The 26,255-nt window shown below is 62.9% G+C and carries 33 protein-coding genes; 18 read left to right on the forward strand and 15 right to left on the reverse strand.

What is annotated here, in order from left to right:
* Positions 1-108 precede the first annotated feature (108 nt).
* Positions 109-1,524, reverse strand: coding sequence for a PLP-dependent aminotransferase family protein (locus ABLE71_RS19265; protein ID WP_348785068.1), 1,416 nt, complete (start codon positions 1,522-1,524; stop codon positions 109-111).
* 90 nt (positions 1,525-1,614) lie between these two features.
* Between ABLE71_RS19265 and ABLE71_RS19270 the strand changes: the two genes are divergently transcribed.
* Positions 1,615-1,830: a DUF1127 domain-containing protein gene (locus ABLE71_RS19270; RefSeq protein WP_348785069.1), complete on the forward strand. Its 216-nt coding sequence runs from the start codon at positions 1,615-1,617 to the stop codon at positions 1,828-1,830.
* Positions 1,831-1,966: 136 nt separating this feature from the next.
* Here the strand turns inward: ABLE71_RS19270 and ABLE71_RS19275 are convergent, their stop codons facing one another.
* The 4 genes from ABLE71_RS19275 to purC form a co-directional block, all read right to left on the reverse strand.
* On the reverse strand, positions 1,967-2,380 hold the full coding sequence (locus ABLE71_RS19275) for a hypothetical protein (protein WP_348785070.1): 414 nt from the start codon (positions 2,378-2,380) through the stop codon (positions 1,967-1,969).
* 70 nt (positions 2,381-2,450) lie between these two features.
* The gene (gene purQ, locus ABLE71_RS19280) at positions 2,451-3,131 is read right to left on the reverse strand and encodes a phosphoribosylformylglycinamidine synthase subunit PurQ (protein WP_348785071.1); all 681 of its coding nucleotides are present in this window, start codon (positions 3,129-3,131) and stop codon (positions 2,451-2,453) included.
* Positions 3,132-3,153: 22 nt separating this feature from the next.
* Positions 3,154-3,396, reverse strand: coding sequence for a phosphoribosylformylglycinamidine synthase subunit PurS (purS, locus tag ABLE71_RS19285; RefSeq protein WP_348785072.1), 243 nt, complete (start codon positions 3,394-3,396; stop codon positions 3,154-3,156).
* Between the two features lie 31 nt (positions 3,397-3,427).
* Positions 3,428-4,222: a phosphoribosylaminoimidazolesuccinocarboxamide synthase gene (gene purC / locus ABLE71_RS19290; RefSeq protein WP_348785073.1), complete on the reverse strand. Its 795-nt coding sequence runs from the start codon at positions 4,220-4,222 to the stop codon at positions 3,428-3,430.
* 256 nt (positions 4,223-4,478) lie between these two features.
* Between purC and ABLE71_RS19295 the strand changes: the two genes are divergently transcribed.
* Positions 4,479-4,796 carry a DUF1476 domain-containing protein gene (locus ABLE71_RS19295; protein ID WP_348785074.1) on the forward strand — a complete coding sequence of 106 codons (318 nt, stop codon included), beginning with the start codon at positions 4,479-4,481 and terminating at the stop codon, positions 4,794-4,796.
* A gap of 102 nt (positions 4,797-4,898) precedes the next feature.
* Positions 4,899-5,681, forward strand: coding sequence for an HpcH/HpaI aldolase/citrate lyase family protein (locus ABLE71_RS19300; protein WP_348785075.1), 783 nt, complete (start codon positions 4,899-4,901; stop codon positions 5,679-5,681).
* On the opposite strand, the gene ABLE71_RS19305 is transcribed toward ABLE71_RS19300, so the two are convergent.
* On the reverse strand, positions 5,678-6,226 hold the full coding sequence (locus ABLE71_RS19305; protein WP_348785169.1) for an alpha/beta hydrolase: 549 nt from the start codon (positions 6,224-6,226) through the stop codon (positions 5,678-5,680). The two genes, ABLE71_RS19300 and ABLE71_RS19305, sit on opposite strands and share 4 nt — an antisense overlap.
* 243 nt (positions 6,227-6,469) lie before the next feature.
* Between ABLE71_RS19305 and ABLE71_RS19310 the strand changes: the two genes are divergently transcribed.
* Complete coding sequence (locus ABLE71_RS19310; RefSeq protein ID WP_348785076.1) at positions 6,470-7,285, forward strand: VOC family protein; 816 nt, start codon at positions 6,470-6,472, stop codon at positions 7,283-7,285.
* A gap of 46 nt (positions 7,286-7,331) precedes the next feature.
* Here ABLE71_RS19310 and ABLE71_RS19315 read toward each other — a convergent pair whose 3' ends face one another.
* The 6 genes from ABLE71_RS19315 to ABLE71_RS19340 form a co-directional block, all read right to left on the reverse strand.
* Positions 7,332-7,511, reverse strand: a complete 180-nt coding sequence (locus tag ABLE71_RS19315) for a hypothetical protein (protein WP_348785077.1) — start codon at positions 7,509-7,511, stop codon at positions 7,332-7,334.
* Positions 7,512-7,601: 90 nt separating this feature from the next.
* The gene (locus ABLE71_RS19320) at positions 7,602-8,174 is read right to left on the reverse strand and encodes an alpha/beta hydrolase (RefSeq protein ID WP_348785078.1); all 573 of its coding nucleotides are present in this window, start codon (positions 8,172-8,174) and stop codon (positions 7,602-7,604) included.
* Positions 8,174-9,481, reverse strand: a complete 1,308-nt coding sequence (gene purB / locus ABLE71_RS19325; protein WP_348785079.1) for an adenylosuccinate lyase — start codon at positions 9,479-9,481, stop codon at positions 8,174-8,176. The genes ABLE71_RS19320 and purB overlap by 1 nt, the downstream gene beginning before the upstream one ends.
* 60 nt (positions 9,482-9,541) lie before the next feature.
* The gene (locus ABLE71_RS19330) at positions 9,542-9,976 is read right to left on the reverse strand and encodes a hypothetical protein (protein ID WP_348785080.1); all 435 of its coding nucleotides are present in this window, start codon (positions 9,974-9,976) and stop codon (positions 9,542-9,544) included.
* A 199-nt stretch (positions 9,977-10,175) separates the two neighbouring features.
* A complete protein-coding gene (locus ABLE71_RS19335; RefSeq protein WP_348785081.1) occupies positions 10,176-11,183 on the reverse strand; it encodes a P1 family peptidase in 1,008 nt (335 codons plus the stop codon).
* A complete protein-coding gene (locus ABLE71_RS19340; protein ID WP_348785082.1) occupies positions 11,183-12,259 on the reverse strand; it encodes a branched-chain amino acid ABC transporter substrate-binding protein in 1,077 nt (358 codons plus the stop codon). Before ABLE71_RS19340 ends, ABLE71_RS19335 begins: the two co-directional genes overlap by 1 nt.
* A 186-nt stretch (positions 12,260-12,445) precedes the next feature.
* On the opposite strand from ABLE71_RS19340, the gene ABLE71_RS19345 reads away from it, so the two are divergent.
* From ABLE71_RS19345 to ABLE71_RS19375, 7 genes are read left to right on the forward strand one after another with little or no spacing between them, the layout of a single operon-like run.
* Complete coding sequence (locus tag ABLE71_RS19345) at positions 12,446-12,940, forward strand: flavin reductase (RefSeq protein WP_348785083.1); 495 nt, start codon at positions 12,446-12,448, stop codon at positions 12,938-12,940.
* 20 nt (positions 12,941-12,960) lie between these two features.
* Positions 12,961-13,893: a MoxR family ATPase gene (locus tag ABLE71_RS19350; RefSeq protein ID WP_348785084.1), complete on the forward strand. Its 933-nt coding sequence runs from the start codon at positions 12,961-12,963 to the stop codon at positions 13,891-13,893.
* A gap of 5 nt (positions 13,894-13,898) precedes the next feature.
* Positions 13,899-15,128, forward strand: a complete 1,230-nt coding sequence (locus ABLE71_RS19355) for a VWA domain-containing protein (protein ID WP_348785085.1) — start codon at positions 13,899-13,901, stop codon at positions 15,126-15,128.
* Between the two features lie 17 nt (positions 15,129-15,145).
* Positions 15,146-15,484 (forward strand): XdhC family protein, encoded by a 339-nt coding sequence (locus tag ABLE71_RS19360; RefSeq protein WP_348785086.1) that lies wholly within the window; start codon positions 15,146-15,148, stop codon positions 15,482-15,484.
* An 8-nt stretch (positions 15,485-15,492) separates the two neighbouring features.
* On the forward strand, positions 15,493-16,212 hold the full coding sequence (locus ABLE71_RS19365; RefSeq protein ID WP_348785087.1) for an XdhC family protein: 720 nt from the start codon (positions 15,493-15,495) through the stop codon (positions 16,210-16,212).
* Positions 16,209-17,819, forward strand: a complete 1,611-nt coding sequence (locus ABLE71_RS19370) for a molybdopterin-binding/glycosyltransferase family 2 protein (protein ID WP_348785088.1) — start codon at positions 16,209-16,211, stop codon at positions 17,817-17,819. Before ABLE71_RS19365 ends, ABLE71_RS19370 begins: the two co-directional genes overlap by 4 nt.
* 3 nt (positions 17,820-17,822) lie before the next feature.
* Positions 17,823-18,698, forward strand: a complete 876-nt coding sequence (locus ABLE71_RS19375; RefSeq protein ID WP_348785089.1) for an alpha/beta hydrolase — start codon at positions 17,823-17,825, stop codon at positions 18,696-18,698.
* A 2-nt stretch (positions 18,699-18,700) separates the two neighbouring features.
* On the opposite strand, the gene ABLE71_RS19380 is transcribed toward ABLE71_RS19375, so the two are convergent.
* Positions 18,701-19,756 (reverse strand): DUF1176 domain-containing protein, encoded by a 1,056-nt coding sequence (locus ABLE71_RS19380; RefSeq protein ID WP_348785090.1) that lies wholly within the window; start codon positions 19,754-19,756, stop codon positions 18,701-18,703.
* A gap of 137 nt (positions 19,757-19,893) precedes the next feature.
* Here ABLE71_RS19380 and ABLE71_RS19385 point away from each other — a divergent pair, with 137 nt between their 5' ends.
* Positions 19,894-20,388, forward strand: coding sequence for a DUF1993 domain-containing protein (locus tag ABLE71_RS19385; RefSeq protein WP_348785170.1), 495 nt, complete (start codon positions 19,894-19,896; stop codon positions 20,386-20,388).
* Between the two features lie 12 nt (positions 20,389-20,400).
* Here ABLE71_RS19385 and ABLE71_RS19390 read toward each other — a convergent pair whose 3' ends face one another.
* Positions 20,401-20,565, reverse strand: coding sequence for a hypothetical protein (locus ABLE71_RS19390; RefSeq protein WP_348785091.1), 165 nt, complete (start codon positions 20,563-20,565; stop codon positions 20,401-20,403).
* Between the two features lie 68 nt (positions 20,566-20,633).
* Between ABLE71_RS19390 and ABLE71_RS19395 the strand changes: the two genes are divergently transcribed.
* Entirely contained in the window at positions 20,634-21,236 is a 603-nt protein-coding gene (locus ABLE71_RS19395) for a hypothetical protein (RefSeq protein WP_348785092.1), read from the forward strand.
* Positions 21,237-21,384: 148 nt separating this feature from the next.
* A complete protein-coding gene (locus tag ABLE71_RS19400) occupies positions 21,385-21,633 on the forward strand; it encodes a ParB N-terminal domain-containing protein (protein WP_348785093.1) in 249 nt (82 codons plus the stop codon).
* Between the two features lie 3 nt (positions 21,634-21,636).
* Here the strand turns inward: ABLE71_RS19400 and ABLE71_RS19405 are convergent, their stop codons facing one another.
* Positions 21,637-22,785: an aminotransferase class I/II-fold pyridoxal phosphate-dependent enzyme gene (locus ABLE71_RS19405; RefSeq protein WP_348785094.1), complete on the reverse strand. Its 1,149-nt coding sequence runs from the start codon at positions 22,783-22,785 to the stop codon at positions 21,637-21,639.
* A gap of 128 nt (positions 22,786-22,913) precedes the next feature.
* On the opposite strand from ABLE71_RS19405, the gene ABLE71_RS19410 reads away from it, so the two are divergent.
* The 4 genes from ABLE71_RS19410 (at position 22,914) to accB (ending at position 26,241) form a co-directional block, all read left to right on the forward strand.
* Positions 22,914-24,308, forward strand: a complete 1,395-nt coding sequence (locus tag ABLE71_RS19410; protein WP_348785095.1) for a M48 family metalloprotease — start codon at positions 22,914-22,916, stop codon at positions 24,306-24,308.
* A gap of 60 nt (positions 24,309-24,368) precedes the next feature.
* The gene (locus tag ABLE71_RS19415; RefSeq protein ID WP_348785096.1) at positions 24,369-25,190 is read left to right on the forward strand and encodes a DsbA family protein; all 822 of its coding nucleotides are present in this window, start codon (positions 24,369-24,371) and stop codon (positions 25,188-25,190) included.
* A gap of 129 nt (positions 25,191-25,319) precedes the next feature.
* The gene (gene aroQ, locus ABLE71_RS19420; protein WP_348785097.1) at positions 25,320-25,754 is read left to right on the forward strand and encodes a type II 3-dehydroquinate dehydratase; all 435 of its coding nucleotides are present in this window, start codon (positions 25,320-25,322) and stop codon (positions 25,752-25,754) included.
* Between the two features lie 25 nt (positions 25,755-25,779).
* On the forward strand, positions 25,780-26,241 hold the full coding sequence (accB, locus tag ABLE71_RS19425) for an acetyl-CoA carboxylase biotin carboxyl carrier protein (protein ID WP_348785098.1): 462 nt from the start codon (positions 25,780-25,782) through the stop codon (positions 26,239-26,241).
* Positions 26,242-26,255 lie beyond the last annotated feature (14 nt).

Below are 26,255 nucleotides of genomic sequence, written 5' to 3' on the forward strand. Positions count from 1 at the left end.
GGGGTGCAGTCGGCTCCGGGTGACGGGGGAGGGCGCGCCTTGCACCCATAGCGCAAGCGCGCGCCGGCTCATACCGCACTGCGAAGAAAATTGCAGCGTAATTTGCGCTCAGCCGTAGCTGTCGTATCCTGCGTTGGGATTGTCGATCAAACGCCGGAGGATCGTAAATCCCGTCCAGATATCCTCGCGGCGCTTCGGCGTCGAGAAGCCGACACGGATGCGGTGATAGAAATGCTCGGTGCGGCCAGGCTTGTACTCGTCCTCGTCGTCGACGAGCACGCCTTCGCTCGCAGCCGCCTGCTTGAACGTGCCGGAGAGCCACGGATCTGGCAGCTTCATCCAGAGGAAAGGCGCGCGCTTGTTCGATTCGAAGTCGAGCCCGGAGAATGCCTGCCGCGCCATCGCCTCGCGCGCTTCGATCTCGGCGCGGGCCGCCCGCCGGATCGTGTCGGCTGCGCCCGACAGCACCATCCGCGAAGACAGTTCCGCCAGCATGAAGGGCAGGCCGCCGGTCACCATCTTGTGGGCGACCTGGATGCGCGGAGCGAGATTGGCAGGGCAGGAAACCCATCCGCCCCGCACGCCGGCCGATACCGTCTTCGACAGCCCGCCGATGTGGAAGGTACGCTCCGGCAGGAATGCGGATATCGGCGTGGGCGGTTGGTCGAGCATGGCGCCGTAGATCGAATCCTCTATCAGCCAGACATTGTGCTTACGGGCGATCTCGGCGATCTCGCGCCGGCGGCTCACCGGCATGATGGTCAGCGTCGGGTTGTGGAGCGAGGGGACGAAAAAGGCGAGCTTGGGGTGCTGCTGCGCGCACAGGCGGTCGAAATCCTCAGGTATGGGACCGTGCTCGTCGATCCCGACCACGACGCTTCTACGGCCAATCAGATTGGCGCTGCGCGATATCGATGAATAGGTGAGCTGCTCGAAGGCGATTTTGTCGCCCGGCGCGGTCATTGCAGCAATGACCGCCATGGCGGAAGCGTGGACGCCCATCGTAGGCACGACGGCTTGCGGATCCGGCTTCCAGCCGTCCGCCGCAAGCCACCGCGCGCCGGCCTCCCGCCAGTCCGAAGGCCAGGAGCGGGTGTAGTCGATGATCCTATCAGGATACTCCCTTGCGATTTCGGCGGCTATGCGGCCTACCACTTCGCCCTGGCCGACATCCGGCGCCGAGGTGCTGTCCATGATGAGCTTGCCGGTCAAGGCGTCGGGCGCGCGCGTGCCGGCAATCTGCTGGGGTATCTGGGCAAGTGAATTGTCGGTTTCGGCGTCCCGCCCGAGCACGAATGTGCCCCTGCCGACCTCGCCGCTGACCAGGCCGCGCTCGCGGACCAGAGCATAGGCTCGGCCGATCGTTCCGATTGTCACCCCAATGTCATAAGCGAGGTCCCGCTGCGGCGGCAACTTTGTACCGGCGGGCAGAAGTCCTTTTGTTATATCGGATTCGATCCTGTCGGCGAGCCGCATATAGAGCGGTCCGGAGCCGGTGGAGACGTCAGGAAGCCAATTTGTCATCGTGACAACTTCATATATTGCCTTCGAAAGAGTGTCAATTCATTGGAATGTAGCGATACAATGTGATCGCGGATACAGTTGGAGAGGACAATGAGTACATTCATCACATCCCGTACCGATGTCACGATGCGTTCTTCGGCGTCACGCGGTTCGGCCCTGCTGCGCGTCGTGACCATGATCGAGATGGCGGTCGAGCGCCACCGCAGTCGCCATGCCCTGATGGAACTGAGCGACGCGCAGCTCAAGGACATCGGCATTTCCCGTTCGGAAGCCTTCCGCGAAGCAAACCGTCCATTCTGGGGCTGAGCTTCGAAGAATGACCATCGGGGAAAAACGACGACAAAAGCCTCGGGAAAAACCCGAATACCTCTGATGGCCGCCTCGAAGGGCGGCCATCGTGTTTTAGGCTCTGGTCAAGCCTGCGCCGTGGGCAAATGATTCATCAAGCGGCGGAACCGCAGCCGCTGTCGCCGGATTTCCAACGGCCGATATCGGCGCCGATCCTCGATCCGACCGCTTCGCCCATCAACGGCCCGAACACCTCGACCTCGCTCGAATGGCCGCGCGCCTGCACAACAAGCAGCGGCTTGCCGCCGTAATTGTTCTTCGGCACGAGCAGGAAACGCGGCGCCCCGCCGAAATTGTTCAGTTCATTGGCCATGCTGTAGGATTTGAAGGCTGGGTCCATGCTGGCGATCCAGCATTTGTGCGCGGCGATCGCGACCTGCTCCATAACGCGCAGCGATGCGCTTTTGCCGGAGCCGCCGGGGTTGGCTGGCGTCTTGCTCGACTGGCAGGCCGAGAGGAGAAGTAGCGAGGCCGCGAGGCCGGCGAATCCCAGAAAAGTCTTCTTCATGCAGCCTCTCGAATCGCGACGACAGCCCGCATCGTGGACCAGCGCATGCCAAATGGAAATTGTCGGGGGGTCAGGCTGCCTGCCGGGCCGTGATGCCGAGCGAGCTTTCGAAGATGCCCCGTCCGTCTGTGCCGCCATGCGCGGGCTCGATCAGGTTTTCCGGGTGAGGCATGAGGCCGAGCACGTTGCCGCCTTCGTTGATGACGCCTGCAATATCGTTGATCGAGCCGTTCGGATTGGTGCCTTCGGCGTAGCGGAACACGACCCGGCCTTCGCCTTCGATGCGCTTCAGCGTTTCGTCGTCGGCGAAATAGTTGCCATCATGGTGGGCGACCGGCGCCCGGATGATCTGGCCCGGCGCGTAGTTGCGGGTGAAGGCAGTGTTGGCGTTCGCCACTTGGAGCTTGACCTCGCGGCAGACGAATTTCAGCGACGTGTTGCGCATCAGCGCGCCGGGCAGGAGGCCGGCTTCGACCAGAATCTGGAAGCCGTTGCAAACCCCGATCACCTGCACGCCTTCCGCTGCCTTCTCGGCGACCGCGCGCATCACAGGCATGCGGGCGGCTATCGCACCGCAGCGAAGGTAGTCGCCGAAGGAGAAACCGCCCGGAATGGCGATCAGGTCGACGTCGGGTATTTCCGTGTCGGTCTGCCAGACGGTGACCGGCGCCTTGCCGGAAATCTTGGTCAGCGCCGCGATCATGTCGCGGTCGCGATTGAGGCCGGGAAGGAGGACTACGGCGGTTTTCATGCCAACCTGCGGGTTTGCTGCCTCAGTTCAGCGAAACACTGTAATTTTCAATAACCGTGTTGGCCAGAAGCTTGTCGCACATGGCTTTCAGCTCGGCTTCGGCCTTGGCCTTGTCGGTCGCCTGCAGTTCGAAGTCGAACACCTTGCCCTGACGGACCGAGCCGACGCCGTCGAAGCCGAGGCCGGCGAGTGCGTGCTCGATCGCCTTGCCCTGAGGGTCGAGCACGCCGTTCTTGAGGGTGACGGTTACGCGGGCCTTGATCACGCTGCGAAAGCTCCTGTCCTGGTCGAAAATCTCAGTGCGGCTTGCCGCGGCGGCCGTCGCCGGAGGCGACCAGAACGGGACCGGTCGGGCGGGGCGGCTCGTTCTCGTTCATGATACCAAGACGGCGGGCCACTTCCTGGTAGGCCTCGACCAGCCCGCCCATGTCACGGCGGAAACGGTCCTTGTCGAGCTTGTCGTGGGTGGCGACGTCCCAAAGGCGGCAGGAGTCGGGCGAAATCTCGTCGGCGACGACGATACGCATCATGTCGCCCTCGAAAAGCCGGCCGCACTCAATCTTGAAATCGACGAGCTGAATGCCGACGCCGAGGAACAGGCCGGAGAGGAAGTCGTTGACCCGAATGGCAAGCGCCATGATGTCGTCGATTTCCTGCGGGCTCGCCCAGCCGAACGCCGTGATGTGCTCTTCCGACACCATCGGGTCGTCCAGCGCGTCGGCCTTGTAGTAGAACTCGATGATCGAGCGCGGCAGCACCGTGCCTTCCTCGATGCCGAGGCGCTTGGCGAGCGAGCCAGCGGCGACATTGCGCACTACCACCTCGAGCGGGATGATCTCGACTTCCTTGATGAGCTGCTCGCGCATGTTCAACCGACGGATGAAGTGCGTCGGAATGCCCATCCGGTTCAGGTGGTTGAAGATGTGCTCGGAGATCCGGTTGTTGAGCACGCCTTTGCCGTCGACCACCTCGTGCTTCTTCTTGTTGAAAGCGGTGGCATCATCCTTGAAGAATTGAATCAGCGTGCCCGGCTCGGGTCCTTCATAGAGGATCTTGGCCTTGCCTTCATAAATGCGGCGGCGATTTTTCATCTGATTTCCTGGATTTTTCGGGCAGGCGCGCCAGACGGCCCGGAAGACATAATGCGGCAGCCGTATGGTTCAATGCCGGTGTCTATCTGAATCGAACCGTTTCCTCAATCGCCAATGCTAGAGATCAACCGCTTTCCGCTGCGAAATACCGCACCGCAGCATGGTCGTCCGTATTGACCGCGGCCTAGCCTTTTGGTTTGTGCAGTCAGCCACCATATCCGGTCCGAACGACCACCACCTATCCGGAGGATTTTCGATGAGCGACTTCAGTGACCGCGAAAAGGGTTTCGAACGCAAATTCGCGTTCGACGAGGAATTGCGGTTCAAGGCTACTTCCCGGCGCAACAAACTGCTCGGGCTCTGGGCCGCCGAAAAGCTTGGAAAATCAGGCGCGGACGCCGAATCCTATGCCAAAGAAGTGATCGTGGTCGATTTCGAGGAGGCCGGCGACCATGACGTGCTGCGCAAGATCAAGGCGGACTTCGACGCCGCCGGCGTCGCCCAGTCCGAGCATCAGATCCGCCGCACGATGGACGAATTGATGGCTCGGGCCATCGAGCAGGTCAAAAGCTGATCCCAGGACTGCTGGATCAATGAAAACCGCTCATTTCGGGCGGTTTTTCTTTTGCTTTTTCGCGGTACCGGCCTGACATAGGGGCCGACCGAGGAGGGATGAATGTCGCTGGAATCAAGGCTCGCCGCGGGCGAAACGCTGTGCAGCGCGTGGTCCGGCGTCCCGGATGCGCTGACCGTCGAGATTCTTTCGGCGCAAGGTTTTGACGCCGTGACACTCGACATGCAGCATGGCGGCCACAACGAAGACAGTGTGCTGCGCAGCATCGTCCCGGTCCAGCGCGCTGGAAAGCCCGCACTTGTCAGGATTCCTGTCGGGCGTTTCGACATGGCGAGCCGCGCGCTCGATTTCGGCGCCGAGGCGGTCATCGCGCCAATGGTCAATTCGATCGAGGACGCGCAACGCTTCGGCGCAGCGATGAAATATCCCCCTGCCGGCGAACGCTCCTGGGGGCCGACCTACGGCTTTCCGCGCCACGGCAAAGGCGATTTCGGCGATTGGCTGCGCGAGAGCAACTTGCGCACCATCTCTTTCGCCATGATCGAAACGCGTGCGGCGGTAGACATTCTCGACCGTATCCTCGACACGCCCGGCATAGACGCGATCTTCCTCGGCCCCTCCGACTTTTCGATCGCCTGGACCAATGGCGCCCGTGTCAATGCCACGCTCGAGGACATGATGCAGGCGGTCGAGCAGATAGGCGGCCGCGCCCGCAAGGCCGGCAAATATGCGGGCATCTATGTGATCGACCCAGCGACGGCGGGACGTTACGTCTCGATGGGCTACCAATTGCTCGCCATGGGCTCGGAGCATACCCTGATGAGACTGGGCTCCGACGCGCTGCTGACGGCCGTGCGTACGTCGCTGACCGGGGCCAAATCCTAAAGCTGAGACAGGAACTTCGCGAAAGTGAGCGATCCTTCCGGCCACGGACCGTGGCCGGATTCAGCGTTGATGTGGCCTCGCTCGCCTGCGTCGATGAAAAGCGAACCCCAGGCCGCGGCAGCATCTTCCGCGACCTCGAAGGCGCTGTAGGGGTCGTTGCGGCTGGCGATCACGACCGACGGAAACGGCAGCGGGTCGCGCGGGTAGGGACCGAAGGTCATCAGATGCTTCGGGCGGATCGACGGGTTGGCGACATCCGGTGGCGCGACGAAGAACGCCCCGACGACAGGCTTCCTGAACTGCGGGATAGCCTGAATGGCGGTTGGCACGCCTAGCGAATGTGCAACGATCACAACCGGCCGTTCAGCTTCGTTCACGGCGTTGGACATCGCTGAGGTCCAGTCCTCGCGCACCGGCTTCGACCATTCGGCCTGTTCGACGCGGCGCGCCGTCGAGAGCTTCGACTGCCAACGCGACTGCCAATGGTCCGGGCCGGAGTTCGTATAGCCCGGAACGAACAAAATATCTGCGTCTTTGACTTTCATGTCGCGCATGTAGCGAGCGTGCCTGCGACGTGCAACCGGTTGGTGAGTCAACGCCGAGTGAACACCGTGTTCGGACTTAGCCCACTTGTGTGAACGACCTTTTGGCCCGATGTACGTGTTCGAATGCAAATAGGTGCGTATTCGGGAGTCGCGGCTTTGACGCTAACCCATCGCGCCGTGATTGGCGGTATCGGCAAACTGGCAGCAGCCCCGAGGGGATTTGCCGCTGCAACGGAGCAGAACATGAGCGAACTTCCATTTGCAGCCACAACGCCGGTCAGCGTTGGACAGGTCGGCCTCAAGGCGCGCGACGCCAAGGCGCTGGCCGATTATTACAGTGCGATCGTCGGACTGGAGCAACTGTCTGCGGATGGCGAGACCATAGTGCTGGGCGCCAAAGGCCGGCCGCTGCTGGTTATCGAAAGCGACAAAGCCGCCAAGCCTGACGATCCGCGCAGTGCTGGCCTATTTCACACGGCGTTTCTGCTGCCTTCCCGCGCCGATCTCGGACGCTGGATCAACTTCGCCGCCGAGCGTCAGATTCCGATCGACGGGGCCTCGGACCATTTGGTCAGCGAAGCGTTCTATCTGACCGACCCTGAGGGCAACGGCATCGAGATCTACGCCGATCGCATGCCGACCGAGTGGAAGTGGAACGGCGATCAGATCACCTTGGCGACGCAGCGCATGGATATTGCCGCGGTCCGCGGCGAGGTTCCCGCCGCCGACGCTGGCTGGCAAGGCGCGCCGGAAAACTCGATCGTCGGCCATGTGCATCTGAGGGTCGGCGATCCGCTCGCGGCCGAGGCTTGGTGGCACAAGACGCTCGGCTTCTACACGGTTGCGAGATACGGCGCGCAAGCGGTGTTCCTCTCGACCGGCGGCTACCACCACCATATCGGCGCCAACACCTGGCAAAGCGCAGGGGCGGGAAGGCGTGAGAAGGGCCGGTCCGGCCTGGCCTGGGTCGAGTTGCGCTCGTCGGACGCCATCGAGTCGGCCCAATATAACGACCCCTGGGGCACCGAAATCCGAGTGACCCCAGGAAAGCCGACCTGACGGAAACCCGCCATCGCGCGCTTCTGTTGAATCCAATGCAGCGCGTTCAGTCTCCCTCGATGATCACCGCGGGCTGCTCGGTGTTCGCCGAAGGCTCGCTGCCGCCTGCTCTGAAATACTCCCCCGCCACGATAAGAAGGACGAAAACCGTGCTGGCTGCCAACGCCCCCACCCCGAACCAGCCGGCTCTGCCGATATGTACGGTCCGGGTCTGCGGATGCGGCATAGGCGTCACTCCAGATTGAATGCCGCCGACAACGCTTGCTGCGCGACAGGAGTTCCTTCCTATCAGCGAAATGCCATCACGTAGGGTGAGTTAAGCCTGGGCTTTTTCCAGCAATCGTCCAAGCAACAGCAGGCCGGTCGGCCAAAGCCCGAGCTTGGCTTCGTTGCCCATATGGCCGAGATCGCCGGCGTCAGCGAATTCCGCGCCCCAGGCTGCGGCGAACTCCTGTGCTTTCTCGAAAGTCACGCGCGGATCGGTGCGGCTGGCGACCACGAGCGCTGGAAAAGGCAGGCGGTTCATCGGCATAGGGGCAAACGGCCTGATCAGGTCGAAGGACGGGTCGGGATCATCGACGTTCGAGGCCGCCACCAGGAAGGCGCCTAGGACCTTGGTTAATCTGTCTTCTCTCGCCTCGGCCGCCCATTTGACCGTAGCGGCAACAGCAAGCGAGTGCGCGAGGACCACTACGCGCCTCGGTGCGATGGCGACGGCAGCATCGAGTTGGGCAATCCAGGCCTTCGGCTCCGGCCTGTTCCAGTCCGCCTGCAGAACCCTGCTCGAATTCGGGAAAGCGCGGCACCAGTGCGACATCCAGTGATCGGGCATGGAGTTGCCGCGGCCAGGCACCGCGAGAAAATCGAAATCTCCGTTGGCGGCGATCATCACGTCTCTCCGAAAACCCTCCGAAAGATCGTGTCGACATGCTTGGTGTGGTAACCAAGATCGAATTTCTCGCGGATCTCCGCCTCTGGCAACGCTGCGGTAACGTCCGGATCAGCCAGGAGTTCCTCAAGGAAATCAGCGCCTTCTTCCCATACTTTCATGGCGTTTCGCTGGACGAGGCGATAGGCGTCGTCCCTGCTCACACCTGCCTGCGTCAAAGCAAGCAACACGCGCTGCGAATGGACGAGACCGCTGAACTTGTTGAGGTTCTTCAGCATGTTGTCCGGGTAGACGATCAGCTTGTCGATGACGCCGGTCAGTCGCGTCAGCGCGAAATCGAGCGTCACTGTCGCATCCGGGCCGATCATCCGCTCCACCGAGGAATGCGATATGTCGCGTTCGTGCCACAACGCCACGTCTTCCATCGCGGGCATCGCGTAGGAGCGCACCATGCGGGCGAGCCCGGTCAGGTTCTCGCTCAGCACCGGGTTTCGCTTGTGAGGCATCGCCGACGAGCCCTTCTGGCCAGGCGAGAAATACTCCTCCGCCTCCAGCACTTCCGTGCGTTGCAGGTGCCGGATTTCGGTTGCCAGCCGCTCGACCGATGAGGCGATGACGCCGAGCGTAGCGAAGAACATGGCGTGACGGTCGCGCGGGATAACCTGGGTGGAGACGGGCTCCGGCTTCAGGCCGAGTTTTGCAGCCACATGCTCTTCGACATAGGGATCGATGTTGGCGAATGTGCCGACTGCGCCCGAGATGGCGCAGGTTGCGATGTCCTCCCGGGCGTGGACGAGCCGCTCGCGGGCGCGGGAGAACTCGGCATAGGCGAGTGCCAGCTTCACGCCGAAGGTGGTTGGCTCGGCGTGGATGCCGTGGCTGCGGCCGATGGTGACGGTGTCCTTGTGCTCCAAGGCGCGCTTCTTCAGTGCCGCCAGAAGTGCGTCGACGTCGGCAAGCAGCAGATCGCTGGCGCGTGCAAGCTGCACGGCAAGACATGTGTCGAGTACGTCCGACGAGGTCATGCCCTGATGGATGAAGCGGGCATCTGGCCCAACGAATTCGGCGAGATGCGTCAGGAAAGCGATCACGTCATGCTTGGTGACGCGCTCGATCTCGTCGATGCGGTCGACGTCGAATTTCGCAGCGCCGCCCTTTTCCCAGATGGTCCTGGCAGCTTCTATCGGAATCACGCCAAGCTCGGCCAGCGCGTCGCAGGCGTGCGCCTCGATCTCGAACCAGATGCGGAAACGGGTTTCTGGCGACCAGATGGCGACCATTTCCGGGCGCGAATAGCGAGGGATCATCTCGGAGCGGTTCCCATCAGGATTGATACCGCCGCTCCCTAACAGAGGTGGCGGGAATGCTCAACGCATGCGTCGCGCAAACCAGAATGACGCAATGAGCAAGGCGGCAAACCCGAGTGGGAAGAAAAGGCGTAACCCGAGCACCGCGAACTGATAGAGCGCGGCAGCGAAAGTGTGAGCGAACTGCAGGAACCAGATTCGCGTGAATGCGTCAGCGTGCCACTCGGCATAATAATCCCGGTATTGTAGCGCAAAGAATCCGGCGGTCACGCAGACGGTCGCAAAGGCGAGCGACAGGAAAGCGGCGGCAAACATGGTTTCCCCCTGCCTCCGATAGGACAGAAAACGCGCCGGGATCAGGCCGAGCGGGAAGGCGACGATGCCACCCAAAGCGAAGAGCGCAGTGACGGTTCTTATCTTCTGCGGCGTTTCCCAATCCGCCAGCACCAAAGCCATGAGGGCGCTGGCGCCCATGACGGTGCCCCAGAGCAGCATACCAACAAGCGTGGGAAGTGGCGCCGGCAGGGCGCCGGACAGCGCACCGGACAGCCAGGACGAATTTTTGGCTGCTGAAACGGTCGTCATGCCTGTCCCGTTGTGAAAGCTCCGGGCAGGTAGCCGGTAGACATCTGGCGTCCTGCAGGTTGCCTGGCCGGCCAGTATCGCCGCAGAATCCTAATGTTGCGTTCCGCTCTCAGCGAAGGCGCGACGTCCAGACGGGAAACAAGTCGTTCTCCGCGGGCGTAGCGGCGTAAACGCCACGCGCGATCGCGCGTGCCATCGTGGCGCCGGCAGCGGCATAGAGGTCGATAGCGTCGTCCTCCGACAGTTCCTTTCCGCTGGCGCCTGTAGCGAGCGCGAAGACGAGATCGCCGTCCGCAGGTGTATGCGTAGGCCAGATCGCCCGCGTGAAGCCGTCATGGGTAGCTATCGCCAGCCGCTTCGCTGCGGCTGCCGTAAGCACCGCGTCGGTTGCTATGACCGCGATCGTGGTGTTTGCTCCCACCGATTTGTCGCGGAATTTCAGCAGTATCTTTCGCGCGTCGGCTTGAATGGGCGACGGATAGCCATGATTGCCGAATTCGTCGCCGATCTCGAAAGGCGCCGCCCAGAAATACTTGCCGCGGCCGACCGTCACCGAGCCCGTTGAATTGACCGCGGCAAGCGCACCGATATGGATGCCGCTGTCGAGCACGGTCGACGCCGAGCCCAGCCCGCCCTTCAATCCAGCAGTCAGCGCCCCCGTTCCGGCTCCCGTGGTTCCTATGGCGAAGTCTTGCGACGCATTCTGCGCTGCCTCGTATCCCAGTTCGCGGTAAGGCGGATAGCGGCCCCAATTCTTGTCGCCGCCGTTCGCCAGGTCGAAGAGGATGGCGGCCGGCACGATAGGGACGTGGTTGCCGCGCACGAGAAAGCCGATGCCCGCCTCGCGCAGCGCCGCCTGCACGCCGGACGCCGCGTCCAAACCGAAGGCGGAGCCGCCCGACAGGACGATCGCGTTTACGGTGTCCACCGAATTGTGCGGCTCGAGCAGATCCGTCTCGCGCGTGCCCGGCGCGCCGCCGAGCACCTGCACGCCGGCGACGGCAGGGTTGTCGCAGAGCACAACCGTGACGCCCGACTTGAGTTGCCCGTCCGAGGCGTTGCCGACACGCAGGCCGACGACATCCGTGATCAGGTTGCGGGGTCCAGTGTGAAACATCAGGGGACAGTCACCTCGGAAAATCCCGTTCCGTCGAAGCGGAAGAGGCGGTAGGGATTTTCGGTGAGGTCGCCCTTGTCGTCGAACCTGATCGTGCCGATCGCGGTCGCGAAGTCGCGGCCTGAAAGATTGTCGGTGATCGATCCGCCAGCCACCGATGGCTCTGCGAGGATCGCATGCGCCACCTCGATGGCGGCGTATGTCGGCAAAACGTAGCCCTGTGCCAATATCCTGCGCTCCGCGAAAGCTGCCGTGACCGCGGGAACCGCGACGTCGGCCCAGTCGGGCAGGGCGACCATCAAAGTGCCGGGCGCGAGCGGTATTTCCCCGATCGAGCGCAGCGTTTCACCGGCAGCTACGGTGAGGCCGGTCTGCAACTGGGCGGCATCGCGGCCGATCACGGCAATGTCGTCGCGGTCGCCGCCGGCAAAGACATGGGTGGCCCCGGCGCGCCGCAGTCGTCCAACGAGGCCGATCTGGTTGTCGAGTTGCGGACGGAACGTATCGACGAAGACCGGCGACAGCCCGGCCTTTTCGACAGCGACGCGCACGCTTTCGGCGAGCTCTCGCCCATAGATCGTGCCGTCGTCGACGATGGCGAAGAGTTCGCCTTGCCAGAGCCGCGAAAGCAGCCGCCCCGCGGCTTCGCGCTCACTGTCGGCGCGCGGGCCTAGCCGATAGACCGGCCAGCCGGTGCGGTTCCTGCGATCGGTCAGGCTGTCGGTGCGCACTCCGACGGTGATCGCCGGGATGTTCGCTTCCTTCAGAATCGGCAGCGCGGCCTCGATTGCCTCGCCGCAGAGGAAACCGACTACGATTTGCACCTTCGCCGCCACCAACTCCCGGGCAGCCCGAGCACCGCCATCGGCGGTGCAACCATCATCGGCAACGATCAGCCTGAAAGATGAACTGGCGTACCGTTCCGCCGCCATGTTGGCGCCTGTGCGCATCTGCTCGCCAATCAGCGCGGAAGGGCCGGTCAGCGGCGCCGAAAGCCCGATCGACGCCTGTGCGCCGGCCTCGCCGGCGAGCACCAGCGCAGCAAGGGCGCAGAGCGTTCGTAACGGAAGTCGCATGAGGCGGCGCTGATTCTCCCTTTGTCGGCAGCATGAGACCTGCCGCCAATGCCCGGCAAGACGTAAAGGCTGGCCTGGTCAAGCGCAACAAGCGAATTCGATGTGGTTGGACCGGCCACCATTGCTTGTGGGGCATGCTATCCGGCCATATATAGCGAGGGCAGATTTGTCGCGGGAAACTCACGAGTGCTGAAGAAGAACGAAATTGGTCCGCAGACTTATCGTGATGCGATGGCGCGGTTTGCGGGCGCGGTCCATATTGTCACCACCGATGGGCCAGCAGGCAAACGCGGCACAACCGTGATCGCCGCCTGTTCGGTATCCGACGCGCCACCGACAGTGCTGGTCTGCCTCAATCGAGAAAATCTGAAGAACGAGACCTTCGTCCGGAACGGCAATTTCGCGCTCAACACGCTTGGCAATGACCAGCAGGCGCTTGCCGAGGGCTTTTCGGGCCAGACTGGCCTGCCTGCCGAGGAACGCTTTTCACTTGCCGAATGGGATCGCATTTCCAGTGGCGCCCCGACCCTCATCGGTGGTCTCGCCGTATTCGATTGCGCGATCATCGACACCAAGGACCACGCCACGCATCGCATCCTGTTCGGCCAGGTGACGGGCATCCGCATCGGCGATACGATTGATCCGCTGATGTACTTCAACCGCGGCTACCGAGTCTTCTGAAGCCGCAGAGGTCAAATAGCATGGCCGAACTTCACCCCCGTCCGGCGCCTCAAACGATCGATGAGACGGTCGATCTCTTGACCGGCGCTGACTATGTCGCGGACCGGTCGCTGGCGACCGTGCTTTTCCTGTCGCTGCGCATGAAGCGCCCGCTCTTTCTCGAGGGCGAGGCGGGCGTTGGCAAGACTGAGATAGCCAAGGTTCTGGCGCAGTCGCTCGGGCGTCGGCTGATCCGGCTCCAGTGTTACGAAGGCCTGGACGTCTCTTCGGCGGTTTACGAGTGGAACTATGCCGCCCAGATGATCGAGATCCGCATGGAGGAGGCGGCCGGCAAGGTCGACCGAAAAGACATGGAGAGGAACGTCTTCTCCGAACGCTACCTGATCCGCCGCCCGGTCCTCGACGCGCTGACCGGCAAGGCGGGCGCGGCTCCGGTCTTCCTCATCGACGAACTCGACCGTACCGACGAGGCCTTTGAGGCATTCCTGCTCGAAATCCTCTCCGATTTCCAGGTCACCGTACCCGAACTGGGCACGATCAAGGCCGAAGAGCCGCCGATCGTGATCATTACCACCAACCGCACCCGCGAAATCCACGACGCGCTGAAGCGCCGCTGTCTTTACCACTGGGTCGATTATCCGGACGCTGCCCGGGAACTGGAAATCGTGCGGCGCAAGGTGCCCGAGGCCAACAAGCGGCTGTCCGCTGAGATCGTCGGCTTCATCCAGAAGCTGCGCCAGCTTGAGTTGTTCAAAGTGCCGGGCGTAGCCGAAACCATAGACTGGGCCGGCGCGCTGACCGAACTCGACAAGGTGGCCCTCGATCCCGAAACTGTATCCGACACCATCGGCGTGCTTCTGAAGTACAAGGACGACATCGCGCGCATAGAACAGGGTGAAGGCCGGCGGATCCTTCAGGAGGTCAAGGCCGAGCTTTCCGCCGCGGCGGAGTGACGCCTGTGCCGGCGGCCGCCATCGCCAATCCTGACGGCCGTCTCGCCGACAACATCGTTTATTTCGCTCGCACGCTGCGCAAGGCGGGCATGCGGGTCGGACCGGCGTCCGTGAAGGACGCCATCGAAGCGGTGCTTGCCGCCGGGATCGGTTCGCGGGACGATTTCTACTGGACGCTGCATGCCGTGCTCGTGTCGAGGCACGAGGATCATGCGACCTTCGACGAGGCGTTCCGTCTGTTCTGGAAATCCCACGAGCTGATCGAGAAGATGCTTGCCATGTTCTCGCCCGTCGCTCCGGACAACCGGGAGCGGCAGAAGCCGCGCACAGCCGAGAGCCGTGTTGCCGATGCCATGTTCGAGGGGCATCGCAAGCGGCAGCCCATGCAGGAGATCCCCGAGATCGAGATGGACGCGCGCTTCACCGTGTCAGGCAACGAGCTTCTGCGCGGCAAGGACTTCGCCCAGATGAACGCGGCTGAGCTTGGTGAGGCACGGCGCGCGATCGCCGCGTTACGGCTGCCCTTCGATACGGTGCGCACACGCCGGTTTCGCGCCGACCCGTCCGGCCGCCGAATCGATGCGCGCGCCATGATCCGGCTGGCGTCACGCACCGGCGGCAAGCTCATACTGCCGAAATTCCGCTCGCCGCGCGAGGTTCACCCGCCGCTGGTCGTGCTTGCCGACATCTCCGGTTCGATGAGCCAATACACGCGCATCTTCCTGCATTTCCTGCATGCGCTGACCGAAAAGCGGCGTCGCGTTCACACATTCGTCTTTGGAACGCGCCTCACCAACCTGACGCGCCAGATGCGTCACCGCGATCCCGACGCGGCGCTCGCCGAATGCTCCGCCGCGGTGAAGGACTGGTCGGGCGGCACGCGTATCGGCGATACGCTGGCCGAGTTCAACCGGCTGTGGTCGCGCCGAGTGCTGGGGCAGGGCGCGGTGGTTCTCCTGATCACCGATGGCCTTGAACGCGACGATATCGCTGGCCTGTCTCGGGAGATGGAGCGACTCCAGAAGTCTTGCCGGCGGCTGGTCTGGCTCAACCCGCTGCTGCGCTTCGACGGCTTCGAGGCGCGGGCCCGCGGCGTGAAGGCCATGCTGCCCTATGTCGACGAGTTCCGCGCCGTCCACAACCTCAATGCACTTGCCGATCTCTGTGCTTCGCTCGACCGTCCGTCTTCGCGCGACATCGACCCGCGCTTGTGGCTCGGGCACCGGGCCGCTTAAGATCGCGAAGGAGGAACTTGATGGAAGACGTTCATCTCGACGATGCCCGCGACCCGCTGATCATCGCGGAGGGCTGGCGGGACGAAGGCCGGGCCGTGGCGATCGCGACCGTGGTCGAGACCTGGGGCTCGGCGCCGCGTCCGGTTGGCAGCCATCTCGTTATCGATGCCGAGGGTAACTTTCAGGGCTCGGTTTCGGGTGGCTGCGTTGAAGGCGCCGTCGTCACCGAGGCGATCGACGTGATCGACACGGGCAAGGCGAAGATGCTGGAGTTTGGCGTCGCCGACGAAACCGCCTGGCGGGTCGGCCTTTCCTGTGGAGGCCGGATCAAGGTTTACGTCGAGAGGCTCGGCTGAGGGGAATCATGGATATTTCCGTTCTCAAAGCCCTGAACGAGGAACGCCGCGCCCGCCGCGCGGTGGTGCTGGTTACCGACCTTGAAGACGGCAGTGCGATGTTGGTCCGGGAGAACGATGCGTTCGACGGCGAGGTCGGCGAGGCATTGGCGAAAGCGTTTCGCACAGGCAATTCCGGGGCGGTTGAGGCAGACGGGAAGAAGTTCTTCTTCAACGCGCATCTGCCGCAACCGCGGCTGGTGGTGATTGGCGCCGTCCATATCAGTCAGGCGCTCGCACCGATGGCGCGCATCGCCGGCTATCCGCTGGAGATCATCGATCCACGTAGTGCCTTTGCCACCCCCGACCGTTTCCCTGACACGGACCTCTATCCTGACTGGCCCGAGACGGTTCTGGCGCAGCGGCCGCTCGACGCCTATACGGGCCTCGCCGCTGTCACCCATGATCCCAAGATCGACGATTTCGCGCTGAAGGCCGCTCTCGACGCCGGCTGTTTCTACGTCGGCGCGCTCGGCAGCCGGAAAACGCATGCAAAGCGGGTGGAGCGCCTGCTGGCGCTTGGGGCGACGCCGGAAGACATCGAGCGCATAGCGGCGCCGATCGGCCTCGACATAGGCGCTGCGAGCCCGGCCGAGATTGCCGTCGCGGTGCTGGCGCAAGTGGTGCGCACCTTCCGCTCGCGCGGCCTGGCCGACGCGGTTCGCGCGCCAAAGGGCGAAGCTGCATGAAATTCGGGCCGGTCCGGGTTGAAGATGCCGAAGGGGCGATGCTCGCCCATGCCACGACGGCCGGCGACCGGCGCTTCCGCAAGGCGCATCGTCTCACCGCCGAGGATATTGCGTTGCTGAAAGCGGCGGGTGTCCGCGAGATTGTCGCCGCGGTTCTGTCCTCCGACGATCTCGACGAGGATGCAGCTGCCGCACGTATCGCGGCGAGCATGCGCTTGCATGATATCGAGGCGAAGCCGGCCGCCACTGGCCGCGTCAATCTTCACGCATCCGATGCGGGCGTCTTCACCGTCGACAAGATTTTGGTCGACCGATTGAACGCAATCGATCCGGCGATCACGCTGGCGACGATCGCCGCGTTCAAGCCGGTCGAAAAAAGCGACATGGTCGCGACGGTGAAGATCATTCCCTTCGCCGTCGATCGCGCTCTGGTGGACAGCGTCGTCTCGCTTCTCGCGGCATCGGAGATTTTCGCAGTTCATCCGTACCGGCCGATGACCGTGGGCTTGGTCCAGACGGTACTTCCTGGCCTGAAGGACAGCGTTCTGGCCAAGACCACCCGCGTGATGGCGAACCGCCTTGCACGATCGGGCAGCATGATCGCCGACGAGTTACGCACCCCGCATGAGTCTGCACCGCTGGCAGCAGCGATCGGAACGCTGGCCGCGGCGAACGACATGGTCATCGTCTTCGGCGCGTCTGCGCTTTGCGATTTCGACGATGTCATCCCGGTGGCAATCAGGCAGGCTGGCGGCGAGGTGCTGCGGTCCGGCATGCCCGTCGACCCCGGCAATCTCATGGTTCTTGGACAATTGGGAACAAAGCCCGTCATCGGTGCGCCCGGCTGCGCTCGCAGCCCCAAGGAAAACGGCTTCGACTGGGTGCTTGACCGGTTGATCGCCGGGATCGACGTCACGGCAGGCGACATTGCCGGCATGGGCGTCGGCGGCTTGCTGATGGAAATCCCGACCCGTCCGCAGCCGCGCGAGCTTCCGTCGCTCTCGGCCGCCGCGAAAGTGCACGCCGTGGTGCTAGCCGCCGGCCGTTCGAGCCGCATGGGCGGGCCGAACAAGCTAATGGCGCATTTTTCCGGCAAGCCGCTGATCCGACAGACAGTCGAGCGTGTTCTCGCGTCGAAGGCGTCCAGTGCGACAGTTGTGACCGGCCATCAGGCCGCGCGCATCCGCGAAGCGCTGCACGGATTGCATACCGGCGTTGCGCACAATGCCGATTTTGCTGCGGGGCTTTCAAGTTCGCTCAAAGCCGGCATCGCCGCTGTGCCTGAGGATGCTGCTGGCGCTCTGATCCAGCTTGGCGACATGCCGGCGGTCTCCTCCGCCGACCTCGACCGCCTCATCGCTGCTTTCCGAAGGGCCGGCGGCCAAGCAATCGTGCGCGCCACCCATGACGGCAGGCGCGGAAATCCCGTCATCCTGCCACGCGCCTTGTTCGGCGCCGTAGCCCAACTGGAAGGCGACACCGGCGCACGACACCTCGTCGAGGCCGGATCGATGCCGGTCGTCGATGTCGAGATCGGCGAAGGCGCCATGATCGACGTCGATACCAGGGATGCCCTTGAAAGCGCTGGCGGCGTGCTTCAGGACTGACGGATGGGATTTCGCCTGCTGCTCTTCCTGCTTCTCGTGCTGCCCGTGGCGTCCCAGGCCAGTGCGCAGGCCCTTAAACCTTTCAAGGACGAGCTTTTCGCCTACCCCGGCATCCTCGCGTCCGAGGCCGGCGGGGCTTACCTCGTGGTCGACTACAGCGAGGCGCGCGACATCGACAAACGCGATCAGGTGCCCGAACGGCGTGTGCGCGGCCAATACGTCTCGACCGGCGTGCGCAAGGTCCAGAAAGATCTCGCGTTGAAGACGGACGCCGGCACGATCCACCATTTTGCGGTCGGCAGAACCGAGGGCGCCAGCATCATCACCGTCTATCTTCACGGGCAGGGCGGCAGCCGCAAGCAGGGCGTCGACGATTTCACTTTCGGCGGAAATTTCAACCGCATCAAGAACCTGATGGCGACCAATGGCGGGCTTTACCTGTCCCCGGACTTTGCGGATTTCGGTGAGACAGGAGCCGCCGAGGTCGCCGCACTGGTCGGGCACTACGCGGAAAAATCCCCGGGCGCGAAAATCTTCATCGCCTGCGGCTCGATGGGCGGCATGCTCTGCTGGCAACTCGCCGGGAACTCCACATTGGCCGGCAGGCTCTCAGGCCTCCTGCTGCTCGGCTCGCTCTGGGACGAAGGCTTTTTGTCCAGCGCCGCCTTCAAGCGAAAGGTGCCGGTGTTCTTCGGTCAAGGCAGCCGCGATCCTGTATTCCCGGTCGAGAAACAGGAGGCCTTCTACCGCTCAATCCTGGCGCGTTCGCCCGGGTATCCGACCCGCTTCGTGCGCTTCGAGACCGGCACGCATGGCACGCCGATACGGATGACGGACTGGCGCGAAACGCTCAACTGGATGCTTTCGGCATCGCGCTGAACTCAAGGCGGGGTATTGTAGTCCACCACCGTCTCGGGATTGATCTCGCCGTCATAGGACGCGTCCACTTCGTAGTTGACCAGCGCGAAAGCGCCGTCCCTGAAGATCCAGGTCCCCGATGACGCCGCATCGCCGACGCCGCGCCATTTGGCATGCGATGAGATCGACATGGTCGCTTCGTCGTAGAAGGAGTTTATGAGTTCGCCGCTGGACCGGAAGCCGATGACGGTAATGCTCTCGACCTTGCCTTCGGAATTGTCGTTCTCATAGCGGATGTCGAGTTCCGGCTCGGCGAAATGCAATTCGTTCACGCCGCTTATCTCGTCCGAGACATAGTAGATGTGGACTTCATTGTAGGCGCCCATCGAGCAATAGAAACGGAAGAGACGCGCCTGTCTGGGCTCGGCGCCTTCCGCGTCCGTCTTGTAGTGGTAGGAGATCGGGTAGGCCTGGGGTGCATTGGACGGGTCGTCGGCTCTTGCGCCGCCATTGGCTTCGCATTGTTCGGCGTGGCTGGCCGCAAACGCTGCCTTGGCCTGTTCGAAGGCTGCGTCCGTCTTTGCCGGCGGCGTATCGCCGCATTGGGCGGGCAGGGCGTCGACGAGGTCCCCGTCGGCGGGCTTCAGGCTGCCCTTGTCGATGTGGAGCGGCCGAAATGGCGGCTCCTGGATCTGCGCGTTGACCTGGCGGGCGGTATAGCAGCCGGCGAAGACTTTTTCGGAACCGTCGGCCCCGACCGCGCGGATGGCCACGGGCACGCTGTAAAAAATGCTGCCGGCGGCACCTTCCTCCGATACCGCTCCGATTTCGACGTCGACGCGTTCTGTCGAGGCGTAGCCGTCGGCAAAAGCCTTGAAGTCCGTCGCTGGCTTCTCGTCGCCGAAATAGTCCCAGGCGCGGGCGTATTCCTTGCGGTTCACTGAGTTGTAGAGCGATTTCACAATCGTTGCCGCACTCGATCGGTCGTCGATGTAGCGCGTCTCTTGTGCGAAAGCATCGACGCCTGAAAGGCAGCGCAGGAGCACCGCCGACGCTAACGCAAGGGGCAATGGCCGCATGAGCTTGTCTCCACCGCTTTGGCTAAATGATATAGCATCGATTGCGCAGCCGGGTGACGCTTGCAATCGGCTGTGGTGGAACCCTATCTGCGCGAAGCGATTTCCGCATTCCTTCTGGAGGGTTTTCCGTGATTTCCATGTATGATGTTTCCGTTCCTGTCTTTTCGGAGCGGCTGAGGGCGCTGACGATCGTTCTGACCAAGGCCGAAGCCAACGCCGCTGAACGCAAGATCGACCCGAACGTGTTTTTGACCGCTCGACTTGCGCCCGACATGCTCAATTTGACGAAGCAGGTGCAGATCGCGACCGATCACGCCAAGGGCGCGCCTTCAAGGCTCGCTGGGCGCGCGGTTCCGAGATACGAGGACAATGAGGCGAGTTTCGCGGAGCTTCAGGCCCGCGTAGCGAAGACGAGGGACTATTTGGCGACCTTCAAGCCGGAGGAGTTCGAGGGCTCGGACGAGCGGACGGTAACGCTGAAGATCGGCGGCAACGACGTTGAGCTCAAGGGATTGAAATATCTGCTCGACGTCGCGATGCCGAACTTCTATTTCCATGTAACCACGGCTTACGGCATTCTACGCCACAACGGCGTGCCGCTGGGCAAGGGCAACTTCCTGGGTAGAGACTGAGCGCCCGGCGCTTCATTTCATCGCGGTTTCCCGGGCGATGCGCGGGAAATCCGCCGGCTTGATGCCGATGTCGGAACGGTCGGCATTGCTCATGGCATTGAGAAGAGCAAGGGCCGCTCGGTAGCGCACCTCTTCGCGAGGACGCGGGCGGGAAAACAGTTCAGTGTAGAAAGCCATCGTTCAAGCCCCAAATTGGTCCCCCCACTCCGTATTTAATCGATTCGCAGGCCATTGTGCAGTGCAGCATGGCGCATGGCTGCCATGCGCGCCCGCCAAATCTAAAGTCGTCCTCATTCCGCGCAGTGATTTTTAACGCCCCCGCTCTACGGTGCCTGTCGACGGTCGATGTTCGAGTATGGGAGGCTGTCACGGGCACGAACCGCGATTTCGCTTCGCTGCTGGACGATTTGTTCGTGGTGACCGAAACTCCTGAGGAGACCGCTCCCCGGCCAACGATCCCGTTCGACTATCTGGCCGTGGCCGAAGAGCTGCATTCGGGGCGCATCAAAGTGTCGCGTGAGGCGGCTGCTGCGGAATACCGAGCAGCGGGTGTGGGGATCGAGGCAGAGCTGTCCGCGCTGCTCGCGGAGGTCGGTTTCGAGAAGACGCCGGCTGCTCCCGATGCCGGGGAACTGCTACCCATAGAGCCTGAGGCGATTGCAGCCGAACTCGGCCTTGCAAATGCTGATCCCACGGATTTCGGGAGGCTGCGTCGCGCCTTTGCCCTGAACAATCATCCCGACCGCGTCGCGCCGCACCTCAGACAACGCGCTCTTGCCCGCATGCAGGTAGCGAACGGCCTCATCGACGAGGCCAAGCGCAAGGCGCTCGCCAAGACACGGCGCTGAGCCAGGGCGGCGCGCCTGGGCGCGGCAAGCCGAACGCTCTATCCTATGTGCACGATCCTATGTGCACGGCTTACGCGTAAGCCCGAAAGGTGCAGACTTTCGGAGAACGTCATGCTTCATGATCATAGATGGCCGTTCGGGAGGCAGCATGCTGCGAGTGACAAGAGTTCCAATCGACGGCATCTACGTGCCGACGGCTCGACGCAAGACACTGCATCCCGAAACGGTCCGCGCGCTGGCCGAGGATATCGTCGAGCATGGTCTGACGACGCCGATCCAGGTTCGCCACGACGGCAAGCGTCATATCCTCGTCGAGGGGCTGCACAGGCTCGAAGCTATGAAATGGCTGGGTGAGGCGGAGATCGACGCCTATCTGGTGCAGGCTCGCAAGCATTAGCGGTTATCGCAGCCAGCGCTCGATGCGATCCATGGCCAACACCATGTCGTCATGGCTGCCGGCATAGGAAAAGCGCATGTAGCGGTGGCCGGCGAGTGGGTCGAAATCGCGCCCGGGCGTTGCCGCTACCTGGGCTTCGGCCAGCATCCGCCGCGCGAAAGCCATGCTGTCGTTTGTCAATTTCGAAACGTCGCAGAACGCATAGAACGCTCCATCCATCGGCGCGGCCAAGGCAAAGCCTAGCTCAGGCAGGCGGCGCATCAGCAGATCGCGGTTCCAGGCATATCTCGCTTTGACCGCTTCCAGCTCCGCCGTCGCGCCGAACGCCTCGATGGCTGCGATCTGGGAGATTTCCGGTGGCGAGATGTAGAGGCTCTGCGCGATCCGCTCGATCGGCCGTACCAGCTTCTCCGGCAGCACCATCCAGCCGATCCGCCAGCCGGTCATGCAGTAAAACTTGGAGAATGAGTTGATGGCCGTGACGTCCGGCCCGAGGCTCAGGGCGGTCATGTCGGGAGCCGAATAGGCGAGCCGGTGATAGATCTCGTCGGAAATCACCGCGATGCCGAGTTCTTGCGCCGTCTCGACGAGTTCCTTGAGGTCGTGAGTGGGAATCACCGCTCCGGTCGGGTTGGCCGGGCTGGCGAAAAGCACGCCTTTCAAGGGTCGCTCGGCGTTCGCTTCGCGCAGATGCTGCGCGTGCAGATAAGCGGCGCCCGAAAGCTCGATCTCGACGACCTCAAGGCCGAGCGCCGTCATGATGTTGCGATAGGCTGGATAGCCGGGAGCGGCGATCGCGACTCGGTCGCCGGGATCGAACATGGCGAGGAAGGCGAGGTTGAACGCGGCTGATGAGCCGGTGGTTACCGCGATCCGGCTTGAGGCAACGTCCACGCCGTAATGTTCGGCATAATGCGCGGAGATCGCCTCCCGCAGCGCCGCAAGCCCCAATGCGTCAGTATAGCCGATGCGCCCGTCGGCCAGCGCCTTCGCCGCAGCCTCGCGAACCCGTTGCGGCGCGGGATCCGACGGCTGCCCGACCGCCATCGAAACGATCGGCTGGCCGAGCGCCTTCAGGCGGTTGGCCTCGGCGAGGATGTCCATGGCGTGGAAAGGTTCGACATCGCCGCGTTTCGAGATCGCTACCGCCATTGCCTGACTCGTGTCCCGTGACCGACTGCGCCGCACAAATGCCTGATTGATATGGGGATCACAAGTTCATGATGTCCCCGGCGCCGCCTTTCCATTGCCCCTTTGCTCGTTTACCTGTGCTCCCCGCCATGGATTCCTTCATTCGCTCGACGATTGTCCTTGCCCGCGCGGCCGCAACGCTGCTGCTTGCAGCAGTCGTCGTATCGGCCGGGTCGGCGGTATCCTTCGCGCAAGGCAACCTGCCGATTGTCCGCGATGCCGAGATCGAGGCGCTGGTGCGCGACTATGCGCGTCCGATCTTCAAGGCCGCCGGCCTGTCGAAGTCGGGTATCGACATCATCCTGGTCAATAATCCGAGCTTCAATGCGTTCGTGGCCGGTCGCCGCATGTTCATCAACACTGGAGCGCTGCTGCAGGCCGGCACTCCAAACGAGATCATCGGCGTGATCGCGCATGAGGCGGGGCATATTGCTGGCGGCCATCAGGACCGCTTGCGGGAGCAGATTGCCCGTGCGCAGACCATGGCCGTCATTTCTTCGCTGCTCGGCGTCGGCGCGATGGTGGCCGGCGCGGCCACCGATACCGGCGGCCTCGGTGCCGCCGGCGCTGGCCTCATGGCCGGCGGCACCGAGGCCGCGCGACGTGGCCTGCTGGGCTATCAGCGCTCGGAGGAAGCCACCGCCGACCAATCGGCGATCAAGTATCTGGAGGCGACCGGGCAGTCGGGCGCGGGCATGCTGATCACCTTCCAGCGCTTCCAGAGCGCGCTGTCGCTTTCCGGCGCACGCGTTGATCCCTATCAGCAAAGCCATCCGATGCCGCGCGACCGCGTAGCCAATCTCGAAACGCTGGTGAAAGCGAGCCCGCACTACGACAACAAGGATTCGGAGGCGCTGCAGCAGCGTCACGACATGATGCGCGCCAAGATTGCTGTCTACACGCAAGGGCAGGCGGCAGCTTCCCGCCTGTTCAAGAAGATGCCCGGCAGCCTCGCCGCCCAATATGGCGAAGCGCAATCCGCGCTCCTCTTCGGCAGTCCGCGCGCTGCGCTGAAGAAGGCCGACGCGCTGATCAAGATCCAGCCGAAGAACCCTTACTTCCACGAGTTGCGCGGCGACATCCTTCTGCGCGCCAACCAGCCTGAGAAGGCTGCCGAGGCCTATAAGCTGGCCGTCCAGCTCGATCCGGCGAAGTCCGGCATCCTGCCGATCGCCTACGGGCAGGCGCTGATAGCGACTGGCAAGCCCGGAGCAGTCAAGCAAGCCGTGGCCGAGATCAAGGAAGGTCTCGGCCGGGACAAGGAAAATTTCAACGGCTATGCCTATTTGGCGCAGGCCTACAACCAGCTGGGCGAAGTTGCCGATGCTGAACTGGCGACCGCGGAAGGTTATTATTACGGCGGCAACTACCAGCAGGCGAAGATTTTCGCCATGCGTGCGCAGCAGAAGTTCAAGCGCGGCGCGCCGGGGTGGGTGAGGGCGCAGGACATCATCAACTACAAGACGCCCAAGAAGAAGAAATGAACCTTTTTGGCTCATGCTGCGACAGAGCCGTGAGTGTCACCGGATAGAGGACGAGCAACGATGAGCAAGGCGATTTGGTTGAGTGCGACTGGTCTGGCCGTCGCTGCCGCAATGCTGGCGGTCGGCTACGTCGCCGGCCGCCCCGAGGCGGCGATCGCCAATGACGCGCCGCAGGCGGTAGCGCTTGCATCCGCGACCGCCTCCGTCGACCGCGTCGAGATAGAGAACATCATCCGAGACTATTTGGTGAAGAACCCGGAACTGCTGCTGGACATGCAGCAGGCGCTCGAGACGAAGCAGCGGGAACAGCAGCGCGTGGCCAATCTCGAGGTGATCGAGGCCGCCAGGGATGAGATATTCAACGCTGCTTATGACGGTATTGTCGGCAACCCCCACGGCAAGACCACGATCGTCGAGTTTTACGACTACAACTGCGGGTACTGCAAACGCGCCCAGGAAGACATGCTGGCGCTGACGGCAGCCGACCCCGATCTGCGCTTCGTGCTCAAGGAGTTTCCGATCCTCGGGCCGGATTCGACCAAGGCGCATGTCGTCTCGATGGCCTTCCGGACGCTGATGCCGGAAAAATTCGGGGATTTCCACAACCAGCTGCTCGGCGGGCAAGGCCGCGCCAGCGAAGCGACGGCCATTAAGGTCGCTATGTCGCTCGGCGCCGACGAGGCAAGGCTGCGCGAGGAAATGAAGAACCCGACGATCAGCGCAGCCTTCGAAAAGACCTACGAACTGGCCAACAAGCTGGCGATCACGGGGACCCCTTCCTATGTGGTTGGCAGCGAGGTCGTGTTCGGTGCGCTCGGCCAGGATCTTCTGGCTCAGAAAATCGCGGAAGCCCGTACAGCGGCGACGCAGGCCGCCAACTAGGATCGGATCGGGCCTAGCCCCGCCTGTGGATAGCAAAACTAGGCTCTTGCGCTCTTTTCGCGGCGGACTAAGCCCACTATAGAGGTGGCGGCGCGCCGGAGATTGCCGGCGCGAGAAAAGGTCCATTGCTTGAAAACGATCTTCGTTTTGAACGGCCCAAACCTCAATATGCTCGGCAAGCGCGAGCCGGGAATCTATGGAACCGAGACCCTGGATGGTGTCGCCGCCGACTGTCGGAAGGCCGCTGGCTCGCTCGGCATCGACGTGGATTTCCGCCAGTCCAACCACGAGGGCATCCTGGTCGACTGGATTCAGGAAGCAGGCGAGAAAGCGCAGGGCATCGTGCTCAACGCAGGCGCTTACACCCATACTTCGATCGCAATCCACGACGCTATCCGCTCGGTGGCGCCATTGCCGGTCGTTGAAGTGCATCTGTCGAACATCCACGCCCGCGAACCCTTCCGCCACGTTTCCAAAGTTGCCCCCCATGCGCTGGGCATGATCTGTGGCTTCGGCCCGCTCGGATACACGCTTGCGCTTCAGGCGCTGGCGGCGCGGATTTGACGACGGACAATGAAAAGGCCTTGAAATGACAACAAAAAAGACCGGCATTGACCAGCAACTGATCCGCGATCTCGCGGGAATTCTCAACGACACGAACTTGACCGAGATCGAAGTCGAACTCGACGCCTTCAAAGTTCGCGTGTCTCGGCAACCGGCCGCCGTTCATGCCGTCGCCGCCCCGCAACCGGTATATGCGGCTACAGCTCCGTCCCAGCCGTCCGCGCAGCCCATCCCGGCCGCGGCCGAGACGTCAAAAAATGCGGTACCCTCGCCCATGGTCGGTACGGCGTATCTCGCCCCGTCGCCCGATGCCAAGCCGTTCGTGGAGGTTGGCCAGGCGGTCAAGGAGGGCCAGACGCTTCTGATCATCGAGGCTATGAAGACGATGAACCAGATTGCATCGCCACGCTCCGGGACGGTCACCGCGATCCTTGTCGAGGATTCCCAGCCGGTCGAGTACGGCATGCCTCTCGTCATCATTGAATAGCGCCGGAAGATCAG

Origin of the sequence: Mesorhizobium sp. KR9-304 (assembly GCF_040049215.1) — a bacterium.
Classification (GTDB): Bacteria; Pseudomonadota; Alphaproteobacteria; order Rhizobiales; family Rhizobiaceae; genus Mesorhizobium_K.

What these genes read in the sequence shown, in the direction of transcription:
- ABLE71_RS19295 (WP_348785074.1), top strand. Translation starts at nt 4,479, where the DNA reads ATGAGCGACTTCAGTGACCGCGAAAAGGGTTTCGAACGCAAATTCGCG.
- ABLE71_RS19315 (WP_348785077.1), bottom strand. Translation starts at nt 7,511, where the DNA reads ATGCCGCATCCGCAGACCCGGACCGTACATATCGGCAGAGCCGGCTGG.
- ABLE71_RS19350 (WP_348785084.1), top strand. Translation starts at nt 12,961, where the DNA reads ATGGCCGAACTTCACCCCCGTCCGGCGCCTCAAACGATCGATGAGACG.
- ABLE71_RS19320 (WP_348785078.1), bottom strand. Translation starts at nt 8,174, where the DNA reads ATGATCGCCGCCAACGGAGATTTCGATTTTCTCGCGGTGCCTGGCCGC.
- ABLE71_RS19275 (WP_348785070.1), bottom strand. Translation starts at nt 2,380, where the DNA reads ATGAAGAAGACTTTTCTGGGATTCGCCGGCCTCGCGGCCTCGCTACTT.
- ABLE71_RS19385 (WP_348785170.1), top strand. Translation starts at nt 19,894, where the DNA reads ATGTATGATGTTTCCGTTCCTGTCTTTTCGGAGCGGCTGAGGGCGCTG.
- ABLE71_RS19310 (WP_348785076.1), top strand. Translation starts at nt 6,470, where the DNA reads ATGAGCGAACTTCCATTTGCAGCCACAACGCCGGTCAGCGTTGGACAG.
- ABLE71_RS19395 (WP_348785092.1), top strand. Translation starts at nt 20,634, where the DNA reads ATGGCGCATGGCTGCCATGCGCGCCCGCCAAATCTAAAGTCGTCCTCA.
- ABLE71_RS19370 (WP_348785088.1), top strand. Translation starts at nt 16,209, where the DNA reads ATGAAATTCGGGCCGGTCCGGGTTGAAGATGCCGAAGGGGCGATGCTC.
- ABLE71_RS19390 (WP_348785091.1), bottom strand. Translation starts at nt 20,565, where the DNA reads ATGGCTTTCTACACTGAACTGTTTTCCCGCCCGCGTCCTCGCGAAGAG.
- ABLE71_RS19335 (WP_348785081.1), bottom strand. Translation starts at nt 11,183, where the DNA reads ATGTTTCACACTGGACCCCGCAACCTGATCACGGATGTCGTCGGCCTG.
- ABLE71_RS19410 (WP_348785095.1), top strand. Translation starts at nt 22,914, where the DNA reads ATGGATTCCTTCATTCGCTCGACGATTGTCCTTGCCCGCGCGGCCGCA.
- ABLE71_RS19270 (WP_348785069.1), top strand. Translation starts at nt 1,615, where the DNA reads ATGAGTACATTCATCACATCCCGTACCGATGTCACGATGCGTTCTTCG.
- ABLE71_RS19300 (WP_348785075.1), top strand. Translation starts at nt 4,899, where the DNA reads ATGTCGCTGGAATCAAGGCTCGCCGCGGGCGAAACGCTGTGCAGCGCG.
- ABLE71_RS19375 (WP_348785089.1), top strand. Translation starts at nt 17,823, where the DNA reads ATGGGATTTCGCCTGCTGCTCTTCCTGCTTCTCGTGCTGCCCGTGGCG.
- ABLE71_RS19405 (WP_348785094.1), bottom strand. Translation starts at nt 22,785, where the DNA reads ATGGCGGTAGCGATCTCGAAACGCGGCGATGTCGAACCTTTCCACGCC.
- purC (WP_348785073.1), bottom strand. Translation starts at nt 4,222, where the DNA reads ATGAAAAATCGCCGCCGCATTTATGAAGGCAAGGCCAAGATCCTCTAT.
- purB (WP_348785079.1), bottom strand. Translation starts at nt 9,481, where the DNA reads ATGATCCCTCGCTATTCGCGCCCGGAAATGGTCGCCATCTGGTCGCCA.
- ABLE71_RS19265 (WP_348785068.1), bottom strand. Translation starts at nt 1,524, where the DNA reads ATGACAAATTGGCTTCCTGACGTCTCCACCGGCTCCGGACCGCTCTAT.
- ABLE71_RS19365 (WP_348785087.1), top strand. Translation starts at nt 15,493, where the DNA reads ATGGATATTTCCGTTCTCAAAGCCCTGAACGAGGAACGCCGCGCCCGC.
- ABLE71_RS19330 (WP_348785080.1), bottom strand. Translation starts at nt 9,976, where the DNA reads ATGCTGCTCTGGGGCACCGTCATGGGCGCCAGCGCCCTCATGGCTTTG.
- ABLE71_RS19380 (WP_348785090.1), bottom strand. Translation starts at nt 19,756, where the DNA reads ATGCGGCCATTGCCCCTTGCGTTAGCGTCGGCGGTGCTCCTGCGCTGC.
- accB (WP_348785098.1), top strand. Translation starts at nt 25,780, where the DNA reads ATGACAACAAAAAAGACCGGCATTGACCAGCAACTGATCCGCGATCTC.
- ABLE71_RS19305 (WP_348785169.1), bottom strand. Translation starts at nt 6,226, where the DNA reads ATGAAAGTCAAAGACGCAGATATTTTGTTCGTTCCGGGCTATACGAAC.
- ABLE71_RS19400 (WP_348785093.1), top strand. Translation starts at nt 21,385, where the DNA reads ATGCTGCGAGTGACAAGAGTTCCAATCGACGGCATCTACGTGCCGACG.
- ABLE71_RS19340 (WP_348785082.1), bottom strand. Translation starts at nt 12,259, where the DNA reads ATGCGACTTCCGTTACGAACGCTCTGCGCCCTTGCTGCGCTGGTGCTC.
- ABLE71_RS19415 (WP_348785096.1), top strand. Translation starts at nt 24,369, where the DNA reads ATGAGCAAGGCGATTTGGTTGAGTGCGACTGGTCTGGCCGTCGCTGCC.
- purQ (WP_348785071.1), bottom strand. Translation starts at nt 3,131, where the DNA reads ATGAAAACCGCCGTAGTCCTCCTTCCCGGCCTCAATCGCGACCGCGAC.